This window comes from Candidatus Bathyarchaeota archaeon, assembly GCA_018396705.1.
Taxonomy (GTDB): domain Archaea; phylum Thermoproteota; class Bathyarchaeia; order Bathyarchaeales; family Bathycorpusculaceae; genus DRVP01.
The window spans coordinates 228,761-247,132 of record JAGTQZ010000004.1; the positions used below are offsets into that span (position 1 = coordinate 228,761).

At 44.4% G+C, this 18,372-nt stretch carries 13 protein-coding genes and 1 tRNA gene; 10 read left to right on the top strand and 4 right to left on the bottom strand.

Annotated features, from left to right (window positions below):
* The first annotated feature begins 11 nt into the window (after positions 1-11).
* Positions 12-230, top strand: a complete 219-nt coding sequence (locus tag KEJ24_05000; protein MBS7647173.1) for a hypothetical protein — start codon at positions 12-14, stop codon at positions 228-230.
* Between the two features lie 161 nt (positions 231-391).
* Entirely contained in the window at positions 392-1,546 is a 1,155-nt protein-coding gene (locus KEJ24_05005; protein MBS7647174.1) for a DNA primase, read from the top strand.
* Here KEJ24_05005 and KEJ24_05010 read toward each other — a convergent pair.
* The 4 genes from KEJ24_05010 to KEJ24_05025 all read right to left on the bottom strand — a co-directional run bounded on the left by KEJ24_05010 (position 1,543) and on the right by KEJ24_05025 (position 9,772).
* Entirely contained in the window at positions 1,543-3,939 is a 2,397-nt protein-coding gene (locus tag KEJ24_05010; protein ID MBS7647175.1) for a DNA polymerase II, read from the bottom strand. The genes KEJ24_05005 and KEJ24_05010 overlap by 4 nt on opposite strands.
* 66 nt (positions 3,940-4,005) lie before the next feature.
* Positions 4,006-4,111, bottom strand: a tRNA-Arg gene (locus KEJ24_05015).
* A gap of 163 nt (positions 4,112-4,274) precedes the next feature.
* The gene (gene leuS / locus KEJ24_05020; protein MBS7647176.1) at positions 4,275-7,187 is read right to left on the bottom strand and encodes a leucine--tRNA ligase; all 2,913 of its coding nucleotides are present in this window, start codon (positions 7,185-7,187) and stop codon (positions 4,275-4,277) included.
* 209 nt (positions 7,188-7,396) lie between these two features.
* Positions 7,397-9,772: a hydrogenase iron-sulfur subunit gene (locus KEJ24_05025; GenBank protein ID MBS7647177.1), complete on the bottom strand. Its 2,376-nt coding sequence runs from the start codon at positions 9,770-9,772 to the stop codon at positions 7,397-7,399.
* A gap of 95 nt (positions 9,773-9,867) precedes the next feature.
* Between KEJ24_05025 and KEJ24_05030 the strand changes: the two genes are divergently transcribed.
* From KEJ24_05030 to KEJ24_05065, 8 genes are all read left to right on the top strand, one after another.
* Entirely contained in the window at positions 9,868-10,977 is a 1,110-nt protein-coding gene (locus KEJ24_05030; GenBank protein MBS7647178.1) for a (Fe-S)-binding protein, read from the top strand.
* Between the two features lie 37 nt (positions 10,978-11,014).
* Positions 11,015-11,176, top strand: coding sequence for a hypothetical protein (locus KEJ24_05035; GenBank protein MBS7647179.1), 162 nt, complete (start codon positions 11,015-11,017; stop codon positions 11,174-11,176).
* Between the two features lie 5 nt (positions 11,177-11,181).
* Positions 11,182-12,117, top strand: a complete 936-nt coding sequence (gene trxB / locus KEJ24_05040; protein ID MBS7647180.1) for a thioredoxin-disulfide reductase — start codon at positions 11,182-11,184, stop codon at positions 12,115-12,117.
* A gap of 109 nt (positions 12,118-12,226) precedes the next feature.
* On the top strand, positions 12,227-13,435 hold the full coding sequence (locus tag KEJ24_05045; GenBank protein ID MBS7647181.1) for a hydrogenase iron-sulfur subunit: 1,209 nt from the start codon (positions 12,227-12,229) through the stop codon (positions 13,433-13,435).
* Positions 13,436-13,444: 9 nt separating this feature from the next.
* Complete coding sequence (locus tag KEJ24_05050; protein ID MBS7647182.1) at positions 13,445-14,281, top strand: sulfide/dihydroorotate dehydrogenase-like FAD/NAD-binding protein; 837 nt, start codon at positions 13,445-13,447, stop codon at positions 14,279-14,281.
* Between the two features lie 34 nt (positions 14,282-14,315).
* Positions 14,316-15,680 carry an NADPH-dependent glutamate synthase gene (gene gltA, locus KEJ24_05055; protein MBS7647183.1) on the top strand — a complete coding sequence of 455 codons (1,365 nt, stop codon included), beginning with the start codon at positions 14,316-14,318 and terminating at the stop codon, positions 15,678-15,680.
* A gap of 281 nt (positions 15,681-15,961) precedes the next feature.
* Positions 15,962-16,912 carry an oxidoreductase gene (locus KEJ24_05060; GenBank protein ID MBS7647184.1) on the top strand — a complete coding sequence of 317 codons (951 nt, stop codon included), beginning with the start codon at positions 15,962-15,964 and terminating at the stop codon, positions 16,910-16,912.
* Entirely contained in the window at positions 16,909-18,366 is a 1,458-nt protein-coding gene (locus tag KEJ24_05065) for a Ni/Fe hydrogenase subunit alpha (protein ID MBS7647185.1), read from the top strand. Before KEJ24_05060 ends, KEJ24_05065 begins: the two co-directional genes overlap by 4 nt.
* The last annotated feature ends 6 nt before the right edge of the window (positions 18,367-18,372 follow it).

Sequence of the window (18,372 nt, forward strand, 5' to 3'; positions counted from 1 at the left end):
AGAAAGCTGGCATGCAAGCTACAGTAGCCACCTTACTGTTAGTAGTATCAGCCACCGTGCTTGCATGTGTGGTGGTGGAATATGCAATTTCAATTTTCGAGCAAACTCTGCAAACTTCTAACCTACCCTACACAGACAGGATAAGAAAAATAGAAAGCTTCATACTGAACCAAACTGACACGCTGCTTAATCAAACTCAGCGAGAGATAACTTCGCCGCTGCATCCATAATACAAAGCCTAAACCCAAGCCAGAATGGGTTTCGGTAATAAAACTAATTTCATAAAGGTAATATATATCGACAGCGTTTTAGTATTCTGAGCGTTGAGAGTACGGTTCTCTCATCACACAATCAAACTAACCTAATACAATAAAAACTGGATGTAAAGGAGGTGACGCTTACGGGATCATCACAAACCCTCACCGTAAAGTATGTAATCCGTGCAAAATTCGAAATTGAAGGGGTAGTTGAAAAACCAGACGTTATAGGTGCAGTTTTCGGCCAGACAGAAGGCCTATTCGGACCAGAATTAGACCTAAGGGAACTTCAAAAGTCTGGACGTATCGGTAGAATAGAAATTGAACTTCAGTCCAAAAATGACCGGACGACAGGCACGATAATCATTCCAACGAGTTTAGATCGCGTTTCAACCGCTCTTTTGGCGGCAAGCATAGAAAGCATAAACCGGGTGGGCCCATGCTCCGCAAAGGTGACGCTTGAAAAAATTGAGGATGTACGTGAAGCCAGACGAAAAGCCATAATTGACAGGGCTAAGGAGATTCTTCACCAGTGGACTATTGAATCAATGCCGACCGTGGATGAAATCTTTAAAGAGTTAGCTGAAACTTTGAAAGTGGCAAAAGTGGAAAAATACGGGCCGGAAGAGCTTTCGGCCGGTCCAGAGGTGGGCAGTGCAAAAGAAATAATTATTGTTGAAGGCAGAGCTGACGTTATCAATCTAATGCGATGTGGAATCCACAATGTAATAGCTCTTGAAGGCGCCAAAGTTCCCGAAACCATAAAAAAGCTATGCCGGGAAAAAGAGGCGACAGCTTTCCTTGATGGCGATCGAGGCGGAGATTTGATTCTCAAAGAACTGTTGCAAGTAACTGATGTAAAATATGTTGCACGTGCGCCCAGAGGAAAAGAGGTTGAAGAGCTTAATTGCAAAGAAATTTTCGAAGCCCTTGCTGCAAAGGTTCCCGTAGAAGAGCTTTTCAAACCGTCCAGAAGAGAAAAACGCCGAATAGAGGTTCCAAGGGAAATAGTTCAGTTGGCAAAAAGTTTGGAAGGCACTTTGGAAGCTGTCCTCTTAAACGAGAAACTGGAGCCGATAGAGCGGTTACCAGTAAGTCAATTAGCTGAAAAACTTCAACATGTCAGTGGTGTGGACACCGTTGTCTTTGACGGCATAATAACCCAGCGAATAGTAGATATAGCCGGTGAGAAAAACATAAAAACCATAATAGCCTCCCGCATTTCAGAGGCCGTAAAACCGCCGTTAAACGTGCAGTTGACTACATTCTCAGAAATTATAGAAGATTAGCCTCCAAAAAAGTCTGTAAGCTTTCTTTCTCCCTCCTCTTCTTCGCTTGCCTTAGCTTTCAATAAATCTTCCTCTGTTATGCCAAAGCACTCAAGAACTCTAGCGGCAGCTGGTACAACTTGGTTAGTTACATAATATTCCACGTCCACTTCGTCGTAGCTGGCGAACATGTATGGCTTAACCCGCTCATAAAGCCGTCCAGTTCCAGCGACCACGACATAGCCGACTTTGTCACCCATGGCGAGCTCCCAACCTTTCTCTATTAACATCTTCGCAGCCGCCACGTGAGGTGCTCTTACCTCATATTCCCCAATAGGCTTGGTTAAGGTTTTCCATATTATTAGGTCTCGGTATGGAACACGCTTCTGTCTAAGCTCTTGAATAAACTGTCGGGCAACCCGCGCAGCCTTCTTGGGCGACTGTTCCTTCAAAATAACCTCTAAAACCTTTTCTTGAACTTTCTTGGCAACGGCAGCCCAATCGCCCCTTATAACCTCCAAACCAACAATGTCTAACCGGCCATCTGGAAGAAGCCCAGCATAGCGCTTTTTTGCCTCTGTGAAGAATATGCGCTTGTAGATTTTGTCTGGTTTGATTTCTAAGCCGAGCCTTTCGTAAATTTTCTCCACAAGCCTCTTTGCTTTTTCCTGTTCATACTTTATGAATATGCTGTCTGTGTCGCCGTAAACAACCGTTAATCCCTCCTCTTCAGCCATTTTAATAGCCGTTTGAATTGTCTGCCTGCCAAATGCGGTGGCTGCCTCTGCAACGGGTTTCATGTACCATCTGGCGCCAATCCAACCAGCATAGCCATAAGAAGCATTTGTTATAACTTTAACAGCTTTCTGTCTAGCATCCAAAACACGGTACTCAACACTGTCCGGCAGACAGCACTTCATTTTGGTGCGAATTTCATTTCTTATGGATATAAGATGGGATAATACTTCCTTATAAAATCCAGGAGGCTCTTTCCTAAATTTATGCTTAACTTCAGGAGCTTCATAAACTCCGCAGGATGGCGTCTGCTCTTTCGGAGCTACGTAAGTGTCTGGGGAAAGGTTGTAAGCTATCATAAGATTTGGATACATGGACGCGAAGTCTAAAACAGCAATGTTCTCATGCAGTCCAGGCTTTGGACTAAGCACAATGGCGCCAGCATACGGTCTATAGGGTTGTTCAACTCTTTTGGGAACAAGCTCCCCAATCTTATAGGCATGTTTTATCAAGAACCATTCTACACGAAAGCCAACAGCCGCCGTTCCAATATGGTCTAGGGGTAAGCCTACAAGGCTTGAAAGTTGCATGGCAAAGTCCAGAATAGCGTTAGCTACTCCCATGATACAGCGTGCGTTCTCCATGGAAAATCGTTTTAGAATTTCACGTTTACCCTTATCATCCCAGTACTCGGCAAAATCTACATCCTCAATTAAGACGCGATCTTCAAGCTTCATAACGCCCAGATAATCCGCCAGATTTTCCAAAGTTTTAACTTTAACATCTGGAAACTCGTCGGCAAAATCAAAAAGGTCCACATTAGCCCGTCCGGTAATCGAAACATGTCCGTAAACACTTGTATGCGGCTCTGTTCCAACCCTGTCAATGGACAGACGTATTTCAAGTTGCCTACATCGTTCGTTCAAATAAGCCCAATCCTGTCGGTTAACACCGAAACCAACAATAATGTCAGGGTCGAAACTGCGTACATACTTCATAAAAGCCTCTAAGACAGGTTTGTCATTTTTTCCTTCTCCAGCCAAAAACTGTCTTTCTTCGCCATTATTGGTCACCGTTGAAATTATTACTACAGGGTTTCTCTCAGGCTTCGGCGTCCCCTCTCTACTATAACATATTATCGAAAAACCTAAAATCCTAAAGTTTGGTATGTCCGTTTTTTCCACAAACCTTGGAGGAGACTTAGCCACATAAACACGGTCAACTTTGACGTTCCGCTTTTCAACATCCTCATTAACTTCAACTTCATGCCAGCCGCAAGGAACAACCCCGTTATCAATTAAGTAGCGCATGGAATACCGAATATCATCCTCAAAGCAATCCTTTACACCGTCCAACTTCCGCAAAGCCCTAGCATATTTCGCCACCAAGTCCGGATCCTGGCAATAAATCTTTAAAGCCTTGACAGACTTGCCGAAAAACCGCTTTTCGGCAGCTTCAACTCTAACAATAAATGGATACTCCACCTTCCTTGACATAATCTCCGCAGCAAGCTTAGCGGGGTCAAAACCGTCCTCGACGACAGCGTAAAAATACATAAGAAAGTTTCTATCAATAACTAAAACCCTGTCTCCAGCGTTGTCGATTCCCCAAAGCCAAATCTCAGGCTCGTGGCCTCTGACTTCATAATTTACATCCAGCAGCCAAAACGTGATTCTCATACATTTTCCCTTCAAACAATTTTAGTTGTCGGCTTTCCTTTAAACTTTAAGAAGAGAAAATTTGGATGGCGGGTCCGCCGGGATTTGAACCCGGGATCTCCGGCTTAGAAGGCCGACGCGCTTTTTGGATTAAACGCATCGCGCCTGATAGTCCAAGCTGCGCCACGGACCCTTTTTATTATCAAACACCTTTCTGAAAAAAGCTGAATATAGCTTTACCTAATAAATTTTGAGACGTGAAAAACAAAATGCGAGAAGGCGCCAATCGAGCAGTTAAGCCGTTTTGCTTGAACGTACTGGTAAGCTCTGTAAAGCATAGCTCGCGCTGCGCCTAATCATTCTATATAGATTGCCGGCCTCAGCGGTTTAGCCAAACGAGCCTTATTTTGAGGATCATATCGTTCAACAGCGTTTTCCTCAAAAATGGATATTTCTGCGTTTATCTCGCTTCGAAGGAATTCCTCTGCTTCTTTCAAAACTTGGGCTTCATTTATCTGTCCAACTGCCATTAGCCTTTGTTTTCTTTCTTGAGACATCTGATTAACTTCAACCAATATTTTATTGGCGAAATCTGCCATCTCTTTGACTTTATCTTTAAGGTCTGGGTCATTTAACAACTCCTTTATTAAAGTGTTTAGAGTGATCTTCCCTTCCATGGATTTTTCCAGAGCCCTTAGGTATATTTTCCATTTCCATGGAGCCGCTGTATAACAGAACACTTTTTTCGGCGTTACTTTCGTTGCCTTTAATATGTTGCGTATATCTTCTAAAAGTCTCATTATCAAGGCTTCGCTTTCCTCTGCTTTTGTATCCACTTTTGTCTTGTCCGGTTTAGGCCATGGCGCCAGAGATGCAAACCCCTTTCCACCCATGATCTCCCATAACTCTTCGCCTATGTGTGGAGCGAACGGTGTCAGCATCAGCGCTTGAACTTTCAATGCTGTGTTAATAATGCTTACCTTCGTTTTCCCTCCAATTTTTGTGCGTCTCTGATACCATTGTAAGTCTTGGTCTAATTCAAAAAGAATCGTTTGAATCGCCTTACGTACTTCTAGTTTTTCCATAGCCTCTGTTGCCTTTTCTATATGTTCTTGAAGACGGCTTAGCATCCACCTATCAGCCATCGTTAAGTCTCCATTGACGCTTTCTTCCTCGGTGTTCTTGGCTAATTGGACCGTTTGCACAACAAGTTTGTAAAGGCGTTCCAGTTTTTCACGCATGGCCCTTGCTACGGCTTGACTGAAGTCTGCATCTTGAAGTAGCTCGGCAGTGGCTAACACGCTTAACCTTATCGGGTCCGCTCCATAACTAGCGAGGCCTTCTCTTAAGGGTATTATGTTGCCAAATGACTTACTCATCTTCGCGCCTTCCATTGTGACAACACCATTTGTCACTATTTGCTTAGGCCAAAGTTCTCTTGGAAATATGGCTGTATGGTTGAATATCATGAAAGTTAAATGGTTTGGAATTAACTCGTGAGCTGAGTGTCTGCTGTCAAGCGGATAGAAATACAGAAACTCTCGCCGCATGCCTTCAAGGACCACTGTGCTTATGCCGGTTTTCTCTGCTATTTTCTCGACGTTTCCGACGCCCAAGAAAACATAATCAAAAACATCGTCTGTAAGCTGGCTTGGCTGGATGTTATGCTCTCTTATGTGCCGGGCAATAGTGTAATAAGCCATGTAAATCGTTGAATCCGATAATGATTCAATGATCCACTCTGGATCCCATGGAAGCTTTGTGCCTAAACCGGATTTTCGGGCACAAGCCTTTTCGCGGAGCCAGTCTATCACATATTTATATTCAGCACGCAGTTCCTCCGGGTAAACCTTCATTTTTTCTAAGCATTTGTGAGCCAAGGCTTTCCATTCTGGATTGCCATAGTCGATGAACCATTGGTTTTCAAAAATTTTCACAATACATTCTGTTCCACATCGACATAGCACCGGCCTATTCAGAAGCTCGTACATGATTGTGGCCTTCGCATTAGCTATCAAGTCCTGTTTCACTCTTTCTTTAGCCTCTGACACAGGTAAACCGGCGTATCTTCCAGTGTTGGCTTTCATTCTACCGTTGTGAAATTCGTGTCTATAAACTTCTCTTGTAGCTTCTTCAAGTTTGGGATCTGTCTGCTCTTTTATACCCATCCGTTTTACAACATCCGCTGCTGGAACTTCGGAGTATTTGGGAACTTCAATTATCGAAACAGCCTCTATGGACTTTATTGCGTCTGCTGCTAATCCATATTCTTCGAGCCGTTGCGGTTCTTTTTTGATGTTCTCTAAGGCTACATAATCGTAGGGTGCATGTCCAGGTACAGACATTACCACACCTGTTGCATTTTTGGGGTCAACGAAATCCGCGGGCAGAATATAGACTTCATCTTCAGTAGCTGGATTTTTGACTTTTTTGCCCACAAACTCTTTTCCGAATAAACTTTCAAGAACCTTTACTTGGCGGTTCTGGTATGTTAGTTTTTCAGCGCATTCCCGGCTTATTATCCATTTTTCATCGTCAATTATGGCTTTCACGTATACTGCTTTCGGGTTGATCCATATGTTCGTCACACCAAAAACTGTTTCGGGGCGCAGAGTTGCCGTTGGAAGGATCCATTCGTCACACTTGAACTTTATTAGGGTGAATTCACCTATTTCAGGTTCCACATCACCTTTGGTGTCATGTTGCCCAACCGGGTTTCCGTCTTTTGGACACCAGCCTACCGGATGGCTTCCACGTTTTATATATCCCTTTTCATGGAGTTTGCGGAACTGCCACTCTATAAAACGGTTATATTGAGGGTCTACAGTTGTGAATTCCCGTCTCCAGTCTATGGAATAGCCTATCCGCTTCATGCCCTCCTTAATTTCTTCATGGAAATAGCGCGCCATGCTAAGGGGATCCGTTAACTCCTTCAGCTTTTCTTTCGGAACCTTGTAAATATTAACAAAATCGTTTATCAACTCCTGATCGTTTTCAGCTAGACGCTTCGCCATCGCCAAGACAGGCGTTCCCGTGTAATGAAACGCCATCGGTAAAAGAACATTATAGCCTTTCATGCGCATATACCTGGCATACGCGTCTGCCAGCGTATAAGTTCTAGCATGGCCTATATGCTGTGGAGAATTCGGATACGGGTAGGCCACCGTTATGTAAAACTTGGGCCTTAATGGGTCAGGGTTTGCCTCGAAAATCTTTGCTTCTTCCCAACGTTTCTGCCATTTTTCCTCGATTTTCTTTAAAAACTCCATAAAATCTTCTGAGCTATTCCGGTGGATATTAAAGGTTTTGTTTTCAGAGGGTGAGAACACGACCCCCCATTTTCGCACCGCTCCTTAAATATTGCTGTCCCCTCATTAAGCCTTTACTCTTTTGCTAAATGGCGCCAAAGCCAAAGGGAACTAAACCAGCTGGCTGGTTTCAAACCCAAAAATATATGGACTTAAAAAAGAAAAAGGAGCTAAATTTGCAGTTTTTCCTTTACGTTTTTGCGTTTCTCTTCAGCCAGCGGTCCAAACTTTTTAATTCTATCAGTGAACATAGTGAATAGTTCTGCAGCCTTTTTGTAGACTGGCAGTGGCACGTAGCTGTATCTTAAGCGCATGGTTTCTATTCCAAAGGCTGCTAGTTCCTTGCTCATATCTATCATGCGTTTCTTAGTGAACTTCTCATCTACTTCCTCGCTTCCCTCGATGACCAGCACTCCGTCCGCTCCATGAGCAAAGGCTGTTAAGATATGTTTCTTTCCAAGGATCGCTGTGGTTGGAACAGCCACTATACGAATGTTTTCCGGATAGTTAGCTCGATCAAGCCCCAGGAAGTCCATACCTGTATATCCCACATTCTTATCGACAAAGGCTACAATTCGAATTTCTTGCGGTGCTTTATCTGCTAATATGCCTCTAATAGTGGCAATTATCTGCTTTGACGTTGAGTTTTTGAAGTCTATGGCTTCCCGCGGGCATATGGGTATGCATGCACCACAGCCCGTGCACTGGAACGGATCGATTTTGGCTTTACCTTCCTGCATTGCTATGGCAGTAACGGGACAGATTTTTACACATTCACCGCAACCGTTACAAAGATCCACTATGACAAAGGCTTTCTCGGGACTTGTGGTTACATACTCGCTTTTGAGGAATAAAGCTGCTCTCGCCGCTGCGCCCAAAGCATCTGAAACAGTGTCCCGTACGTCTTTGGGGCTTAAGGCACAGCCACACGCAAATATTCCAGTAACAAGCGAGTCCACCGGGTCCAGTTTTGGATGCTTTTCAGTTATGAAACCGTCCTCGCCTAGAGAAACCTTCATTTTTTCAGCTAACTCCTTTAAGCCGTCCGGTGGAACCATGGGTGTTGCCAATGCTACCATGTCATATTCATCCTCGCGAACTTCGCCAGTCAAGGTGTCTTCGGCTTGCACGACGAGTTTACCATTGTTGTTTTTCCAGACCTCTGCCACTTTACCTCGAATGAAGACTACACCTGCTTCTTGATCTCGCCAGTACAAATCTTCATAACCCTTTCCAGTAGCCCTAATATCCGTGTAATAAACCGTAACGTCTACTCCAAGCATTTTCTTAAGCACAAAAGCCTGCTTTAAAGCGTACATGCAACATATTCGACTACAGTATGGAATGTGGTTTTTGTCCCTTGACCCCGCGCAAAGTACTATGGCGATTTTGCGGACATCGCTTCCGTCTGCCCGTTTAACATAGCCGCCAGTTGGTCCGGTGGCAGATGTCAGCCTTTCCAAGTCCATCATCGTAATAACGTCTTTGTATATGCCGTAGCCAAAGTTTTCCAGTTTTCGCGCATCGTAAAGCCTGTAGCCTGTGGCCAAAATTATGGCGCCAACGTTTAATTCAACAATTTTGCCGGTGTCATTCAGGTTTATGGCCTTCGCTGGACAGAGTTTTTCACATTTTCCACATTTTGTACACGCATTAAAGTCAATGACGTATGCGGATGGGACTGCCTGTGGAAACTCTATATAAGCGGCTTTCCGTTGAGACAAACCTTCATTAAACTCGTCTGGAACAGTCACCGGGCAGACTTTAGCGCAGACACCGCAGCTTCGACACTTTTCAACATCCACGCCACGAGGCTTCATGAAAACTTGCACAAGATAATTGCCCGGCCTCCCGCTAACGTCTTGTACTTCAGCATACGTCAACAAGTTAACGTTTGGGTTTCTGCCAACCTCAGCCATTCTAGGTGTCAAAATACACTGGGCGCAGTCCAGAGTGGGGAAAACCTTCGTGAGTTTCGCCATGTTCCCGCCTATGCTAGGCTTACGTTCCACGAGATGAACTTTATAGCCCAAGTATCCAAGCTGTAGAGCAGCCATAATACCGGCTATGCCGCCGCCAACAATAAGTATCTCCCGCGAACCCTTTTCACTAATCACTTGGAGAGGTTCAAGTTCTAAGCTGCGTTCATATCCACCCCTTATAAGGCTTACAGCCTTCTTAGTTGCTTCAGGATTCAGCTTTGGCCCGTGAACCCATGAGTCTTGTTCTCTTATGTTTACAAATTCAAGCATATAGGGATTCAGCCCAGACCTTTCTAAAACGCTTTGGAACGTGGCAAGATGCATCCTAGGCGTACAAGAAGCCACCACAACCCTGTCAAGATTCTCCTTTTTAATAGCCTCTGCAATCATTTCCTGCGCTGGTTTTGAGCACAGATACTTATGATATTTGGCTACAACCACGTTTTCCCAGTTTTTAACAGCGTCAACAACAGCCTTAACATCCACAACATCTCCAATGTTACCACCGCACTCACACACAAAAATGCCTATTCGAGGTTTTTTAGACACTTCCCCATTTGTCATTTGTGGATATCCCCAGTTTGCATGAATTTTAGCCTTTATAAAACTCGAAATGCTTTTAAAACCTTGCGCCTATCCTTCATCAAAAGTGATGTAAAATGAACCTTCAAGAACTTGTTCAAAAACACAAGCTTTTGGAATGCATTCAATGTGGCACGTGCACTGGAAGCTGTCCGGTTGCTAAAAAGGCAAACCTCAACATTAGGCGGTATATGCGGGAGGTTTCTGCTCTTGGCAGATTATCCATCCATCCGCCAAATGAGTTGTGGAGTTGTACAACATGCTCCACCTGTGGTGTGCGTTGTCCCAAAGACTTGAATCCTTACGAGTTTTTAATAGACATTAGAAGCATGGCTGTCGAGGAAGGACAAATAGCCCCAACGATCAGAGACGCCCTTGAAAGCATTTTCAAAAATGGGAACCCTTGGGGTAGAATCCGCAGTAAACGCTTAGAATGGAGCCAAGGACTAAATGTTAAACATTTCTCCCAAGGAGTGGAAATTCTATACTATGTAGGTTGCACGCCAGCATATGACCCACGAGTGCAAAATGTTGCAAAAAGCCTTGTAAAATGCTTTGAGGCGGCTAAACTGAACTTTGGAATTTTAGGCGAAGAGGAAAACTGTTGTGGAAGCGAGGTCTACGGTATGGGCGAGAAGGGACTCTTCGACTTCCTAGTTGAAGAGAACATGAAAATATTTAACAAATATGGCGTTAAACAACTGGTTACTAGTTGTCCTCACGGTTTTCACGCCTTTAAGAACCGATATAATCAAACAAATTTCGAACCTCAACATCATACTCAACTTTTGGCAGAACTCATTGAAGCTGGAAGACTAACTCCACCAAAAGAATTGAATAAGAAGGTTATCTATCATGATCCATGCTATCTTGGCAAACAAAACAACATCTATGACGAGCCACGCAAGATTATCGAAAGCATAAAAGGCGTCACTCTCTTGGAGTTTGACCGTTCAAGAAGCAGAAGCATATGCTGTGAAGGCGGCGGAGGCAGAATGTGGGTTGATATTCCAGGACCACGCTTAGCTGAAATTCGAGTAAAGGAAGCCATCGAAGTTGGAGCTGACGTTTTAGCCGTAGCTTGCCCCTTCTGCATGTTAACAATGGAAGACGCCGTCAAAACCACTGGAAACGAAGGAAAAATCCAAGTTTTAGATGTGGCTGAACTGCTAGCACTAGCTTTATAAAACAACCCCTTCTACACCGTTTTTGAGGCATTTGCAAATGGATGATTTTTACGAGGAGGAAGACGAAAGAGTTTATTATTGCCTACTCCGTGGACGGCAAATTTCAAGAGAGAAGTACGAGACATTTGCTGGTATGTGTCAAGAATGCTTTGAAATAGAAATAGACGATATTATTACGAAGATGGCTGAAGGGGGGTGAGGAGCTTGGAGACATGGGATCTGATAATTATAGGTGCTGGACCAGCTGGCTTAACTGCGGGGATATACGCTGTCCGGAGCGGACTTAAGGCCCTAATAATCGAGGAGAAAATTGCTGGTGGAACCGTTGGAGACGCTCCAATTATTGAAAATTATCCGGGTTTTGAAAAAATAAGCGGAGCGGAATTAGCGCAGAAAATTGTGGGTCAATGTAGAAAGTTAGGCGCAGTTATCCATGAATTTGAAAGAGTTGTAGCTCTAGACCTGCAAAGTGGGGAGAAAACAGTCAAAACGGACAAAAGCGTCTATAGAGCTAAAGCGGTAATTATCGCTTCTGGTTCAAGTTACAGTGAGTTAGGTGTTCTCGGTGAGAGTGAGTTTAGAGGAAGAGGTGTGAGCTACTGTGGAATCTGTGACGGACCCCTATTTAAGGGTAGGCGTGTACTGGTTGTTGGTGGTGGAAACTCAGCTGTAGCTACAGCTCTTTATCTAGCGGAACTCGCCTCGGAAGTTAGAATTGTTCATAGACGAGAAGCTTTCCGCGCTGAAGAAGCCCGTGTAAAAGCTTTGTTGGAAAAAAGCAACGTCCAAGTCTTATGGAATACTGAAGTAAAGGAAATTAAAGGCTCGAAGACTGTTGAAAAAGTTGTTTTATTCAACAATAAAACCGGAGAAACCCGAGAACTATCTGTTGACGGAATTTTCATTCAAGTTGGCGAGGTTCCAAACAGCAAGATCGCCAAAGACGCAGGCGTGAATGTAGACGAGCACGGCTACATAATTGTTGATGTTCGCCAAAGAACAAACATTCCGGGCGTTTATGCTGCTGGTGACGTTACAAACCATCCGGTGAAACAGGTCGGAACGGCTGTGGGGCAGGGAATAACCGCGGCTTTAGAAGCTTATGGCTATGTTAAGCGGCCATACTATTATGGGCAATAATAAATGCGTTAATTTTGCTCCAAAAATATTATATTCCTATAACGTTATCTTTCAAAACTTCTAGCGCTGGTGGGCGCTTAAAAGGGTAAAGCGTTCGGAGAAATGTTAAATGAATGGTGAACGAACCATCGTTGTTAACATAAATCAAGACTATTGTAGTCGCTGTTCAATTTGCTATTCAGTCTGCCCCTATGAGGCTATCACGCGTGATATGGAAACCGGTAAGGTGGAAATAGACTTACGAAAGTGCCAAGTTTGTGGGATATGTTATAGTGCTTGTCCAGTATTCGCCATAGAAATCCTGTACTACGACTATAACAGTTTGGTGAAATATATTGAAGAAATGAAAGAAAAAGTCGGTACTGAGTCCCTTGTGCTAATGTGTCGCGGGAACTCTCCATCAACACGCGAAGTTGAGGAAATTTTAATTGAGCAAGGCTTAAGCTTAAAGAATTATATCTCATTGCGCCTGCCATGTTCCGGTAGGGTTCCAACAGAGTTTATTTTCAAAGTTTTGGGTCTAGGCATTAAAAATGTTGTTTCAATACAGTGTGAAGATTCGTTTTGCCGCTTCAAGGAAGGCACAAAAATCAACACTAGACGCATGTTTTTGGGCAGAAAAGTTCTAGAGGAATTGGGTTTTGACAAAGACACCATTAGAGTTGTCAAGTATTCACGGAAAGTGGTTTATGATACATTGAAGTGTGTTGGCTGTGACAAATGTGTTTTCATATGTCCTTACTCCGCCATAGAAGCAGAACACTTTGCAACGCCGAAAATCCTTTATGACCACTGTATGGGATGTGGCGCTTGCGCCTTGGTTTGTCCACATCACGCCATTCAGCTCAAGGGCTTTGAATTTGAAAACGTTTTGAAACGTTATTGCGATTCTGCAGATAAGCTTAAAGCCGAGGGCAAATCTCCGGTAATTCTTGTTTTCTGCTGTCAATGGTCAGAGTTTTCAGCCCTTGATAACCCAGAGACTGTATTGTTTAAGCGAAACGCCGTTACGCTTGAGATACCATGTTTTAAAGCTCTCGATCCAGTGCATATTGTCAATGCTTTAATGAACGGTTTTGACGGAGTTATTGCCGTTGTATGCTCTGCGGAGGACTGCAAGCTTCACGAGGGGCGGGATACTGCTGAAAGAAATATGTCAGTTTTAAGGAACTTTTTAAGAAAAGCTGGGTTGCTGGAACGTTTTGAACTTTTTGAAGCTTCTCCAAGAAATTTTGGCAGTTTCGAGAAAAAACTTGATGAGTTCATGCTGAAAATTTCAGCTTTGCCGCCTATTAAGCCCTTGAAAAAGGAGGCATAAAGCATGAAAATGTATGAGATTGTTAAAGTCGAAGAGCTCGCTCCAAAAATTAAGCTTTTTGAGGTTTATGCCCCAGACATTGCTGAAAAGTCCCGTCCAGGACAATTTATAATCATAATTACAGGTGAAAAGGGCGAAAGAGTGCCTTTAACCATCGCCGGCTACGATGTTAAAAAGGGAACTATAACATTTGTTTTCAACGAAGTTGGCAAAACAACAAGGCAGCTTGGAATGATGAAAAAGGGCGAATGCATATGGAATATCACTGGGCCTCTTGGAAACCCATCGGAGATTAGAAACTTTGGGAAGGTTTTATGCGTGGCTGGCGGCGTAATGATTGCACCGATGCTTTTGCAAGTCAAAGCTTTGCGGGAGGCTGGAAACACGGTTGTAACGGTTATGGGTGCCCGTATAAAGGAGCTTTTATTCTTTAAAGAGGAGATGAAAGCTTTAAGTCACAGGTTTTATGTGGCGACAGATGATGGTTCCGAGGGCTACAAGGGTTTAAGCTTCCTAAAGGATGTTTTAGCTTCTGAAAAGTTTGATCGCTGTATCGCCATGGGTCCGGTTGCAATGCTTCAAACGGTATGCGGGCTAACAAAGCCATACAAGATTCCAACCATTGTGGCGCTTATGCCAATCATGGTTGATGGCATGGGAATGTGCGGGGTCTGCCGTGTAAGTGTCGGCGGACAAATGAAGTTTGGATGTGTGGACGGCCCAGAGTTTGACGGGCACCTTGTAGATTTTGAGGAGTTAATCAAGCGTCAACGCATGTTTCTCCCGGAGGAGCGTTTAAGCGCTCTTTTGTGGGAGCTTGGAGGTTGCGGTTGTGGCGCAAGCTGAATCTAAACCTAAAGTTAAGAAAAAGGCTGTTCCAATGCCTAAACAGCCACCTGAGGTGCGAAGGCACAACTTTAACGAAGTGGCTTTGGGCTACACGGAGGAGCAAGCCCTTGAAGAGGCAGACCGCTGCCTGCAGTGCCCAAAACCCCAATGTGTTAAGGGCTGCCCTGTGGAAGTTGACATTCCAGCATTCATCAAACTACTAAGGGAGGGCAAATATGAGGAGGGCATAAGGAAGATTAAGGAGAAAAACAGCCTACCCGCCATCTGCGGTCGGGTTTGCCCCCAGGAGGAACAATGCCAGAAAATGTGTGTTCTTGGAAAAGTTGGCGACTCTGTTAGTATTGGAAGGCTTGAGAGATTTTTGGCGGACTGGGAGAGAGCTAAAGGGTTCACAATTCCGGAGAGGGCTCCACCAACTGGCAAGAGGGTTGCTGTCATTGGTGCTGGACCTGCCGGTTTAACTGCTGCAGCTGACTTAGCAAAGCTTGGGCATGAAGTGGTGATTTTTGAGGCATTGCATCTTCCCGGCGGTGTGCTTGTTTACGGCATCCCCGAGTTTCGTTTACCAAAAAGCATTGTACAGGCAGAGGTTGACTATATTAAGAAGCTTGGTGTGGAGCTTAAGCTTGGTTATCTCATTGGCAGAACCTATACCATTCCGGAATTGCTTAAAGAGGAAGGTTTTGACGCAGTATTTATCGGAACAGGTGCTGGTTTGCCTCAGTTCTTGGGCGTGCCTGGCGAAAACCTTGGAGGAATTTACTCAGCTAACGAGTTTCTTATCAGAGTTAACTTAATGAAGTCTTATGCGTTTCCGGAATATGACACGCCGATAAGGGTTGGAAGACATGTTGCGGTTATTGGTGGCGGAAACGTTGCTATGGATGCTGCCCGCTCGGCTCTACGCCTCGGTGCAGAACAAGTTTACATAGTCTACCGCCGCTCTAGAGATGAAATGCCAGCCCGCAAAGAAGAAATTGAAAACGCTGAGGAAGAAGGAGTTATCTTCAAGCTTTTGACAAATCCAACCAGATTCATTGGAGACGAGAAGGGCTGGGTTAAACAGATGGAATGTATACGTATGGAGCTTGGACCGCCTGATGAGTCTGGAAGACGACGCCCAGTGCCGGTTAAGGACTCAGAATTTTTGATGGACGTGGACACCGTTATAATTGCTATTGGAAGAACACCAAATCCAATAATTCAACGTACAACAGAGGGTTTAGCTGTGACCAAATGGGGTACAATCATGGCTGACGAGAACGGTAAAACAAGTCTTGAAGGCGTCTACGCTGGCGGCGATATAGTCACCGGCGAAGCCACAGTCATAAGCGCCATGGGAGCCGGAAAAAGAGCCGCGAGGGCTATCCATGAGTACTTAATGAGTAAGAGGTAATGTCACTTTTTGATGCTTGCCAAATTTCCTAGAACAGAACTCTCTGCGTTTTCTTTTTGAATTAGTCGAAGTCTATTACCCATTAGTTTGTAATGTTCAATTTTCTCGAAAGGACACTGAGTGCAAGAATTGAAATTTCATCTTTGCAACGTTTTCTAAATTAACGAGAATGAATTAAGCTTAATGAAGATATTATTTCTATTTACTTGAATAAGCTAAATTTAAATTATAGAAACTGTAATAATGTAGCTTCATTAGAGTGCGACAAATGGTGAGCGAGCATGGGGAAACCTCAAAAGTTAAAGTTTGCCTTCTACTGGGCAGCTAGCTGTGGCGGTTGTGAAATCGCTGTTTTAGACATTAACGAGAAGATATTAGATGTCATAGCCAAGGCGGACATCGTGTTCTGGCCTGTTGCTATGGATATAAAATATAAAGATGTCGAAGCCATGCCTGATAAGAGCATAGACGTGTGCTTCTTCAACGGTGCCATTCGAAACAGCGAACAAGAATACATGGCGAAACTTCTGAGGAAGAAGTCAAAAGTGCTTGTGGCTTTCGGCTCTTGCGCCTGCGACGGAAGCGTTGTCGGCTTGGGTAACCTTTGGAACCGCGAGAAAATCTTTGAGAGAGCCTACTTTGAAACACCTTCAACAAAAAACCCGGAGCGTATAACGCCTCAAACCAGCTTTAAAGCGCTGCAAGGCGAGCTTGAACTTCCCGAGTTCTATGACACCGTAAAAACATTGGCGCAAACCGTGGACGTGGACTACTTTATTTCTGGCTGTCCACCCCCAGTCCCGAGAATTATCGATGCTTTAGAAGCCATTTTAAGCGGAAAACTCCCGCCAAAAGGCGCAAACCTACTATTTAACAAGTCTATCTGTGATGAGTGCCCGAGAGAAAAGAAGGACCGCAAAATCACTCAAGTAAAGCGGATCTATGAAATAGAAGACGATTTCAAAACATGCCTCTTGGAGCAGGGCGTAATATGTATGGGACCCGCCACCCGCGGTGGATGCGGTGCTCAATGTTTGAAGGCGAATATACCGTGCACCGGGTGTGGTGGACCAGCGCCTCGTGTAACAGATCAAGGCGCAGCCATGATAAGCGCTTTCGCCTCTATAGCCACAGACCCCAAGGTAATTGAACAAGTTGTTGATCCCGTTGGAACTTTCTACAAGTATTCTTTGGCTAACTCAATCTTGCGGAGGAGGGTGATGCGTCCATGAAGGAAATAGTTATAAATCCAATAACGAGGCTTGAAGGCCACGGAAAAATAACCATATTCCTAAATGAAGAAGGTGAAGTGGACGAAGCTTACTTCCAAGTTCCAGAGCTCAGAGGCTTCGAAAAGTTCTGTGAAGGCCGCAGAGCCGAGGACTTGCCCATAATAACACCCCGCATATGCGGTGTATGTCCAGTCGCCCATCACATGGCAAGCGCCAAAGCCCTAGACGCAGCTTTTAACGTGGAGCCACCAGAACCAGCTAAAAAACTACGCGAACTCATGTACTGTGGCTATTACCTCTATGACCACACATTACATTTCTACTATCTGGGCGGACCAGACTTTGTTGTAGGACCGGACGCACCGCCAGAAAAGCGTAACGTTATAGGCGTTATTGAAAAGGCTGGCTTGGAAATTGGCAAGGAGGTAATAAAGCATAGAGCTTATGGTCAAAAGATAACCGAAATCTTGGGTGGAAAGGCAACTCATCCGGTAAGTGCATGTATTCCAGGTGGTTTTGCAAGACCAATATCCGAAGAAGAGCGTCGAGAAATTGAGCGTATGGTGCGAAGTTTCCTTGATTTTGCCAAATTCTCACTGAAACTTTTTGACGACATAGTGCTGAAAAACAAAGCTTACGTGGACTTAATTAAGAGTGAAGCGTACACGCTTAAAACCTACTATATGGGTTTAGTGGATAAAAACAACAAGGTAAACTTCTACGATGGGAAGGTACGTGTGGTAGATCCAAACGGACGGGAATTCGTCAAATTCACGCCTAAAGAATACTTGGACGTTATAGAGGAACGTGTGGAGCCATGGACTTATGTGAAGCTTCCATACCTTAAGAAGGTTGGATGGAAAGGCTTTGTGGACGGACCTGAAAGTGGCATCTACCGTGTCGGCCCCCTTGGAAGACTCAATGCTGCAGACGGCATGGCAACACCCCTAGCCCAAGCAGAATATGAACGAATGTATGCTACTTTAGGCGGAAAACCGGTCCATAACACATTGGCTTACCACTGGGCTAGATTAATTGAGTTGTTATACGCTGCTGAACGCGCTTTGGAGTTGGTAACGGATCCGGAGATAACAAGCAAAAACGTCCGCAACAAACCAGACAAACCTGGAGAAGGCGTAGGCATAGTTGAAGCTGCTCGCGGAACGCTTATCCACCATTACCAGTTAGACGAGAAAGCTTTGGCCAAGAAAGTCAACTTGATCGTGGCTACTACGCATAACGTGCCGGGCATATGCATGTCAATTAGAGACGCAGCTAAAGGCCTAATTAAGAGAGGCAAGGTTACAGACGGCATATTAAACATGATTGAGATGGCCTTTAGGGCTTATGATCCATGTTTTGCATGTGCAACGCACTTCGCCTTGGGTCAAATGCCCTTGGAGGTGGAGATTTATGGTAGCGATAAAAAGCTCGTCCGAACAATCAAAAGGTAAAAGTGG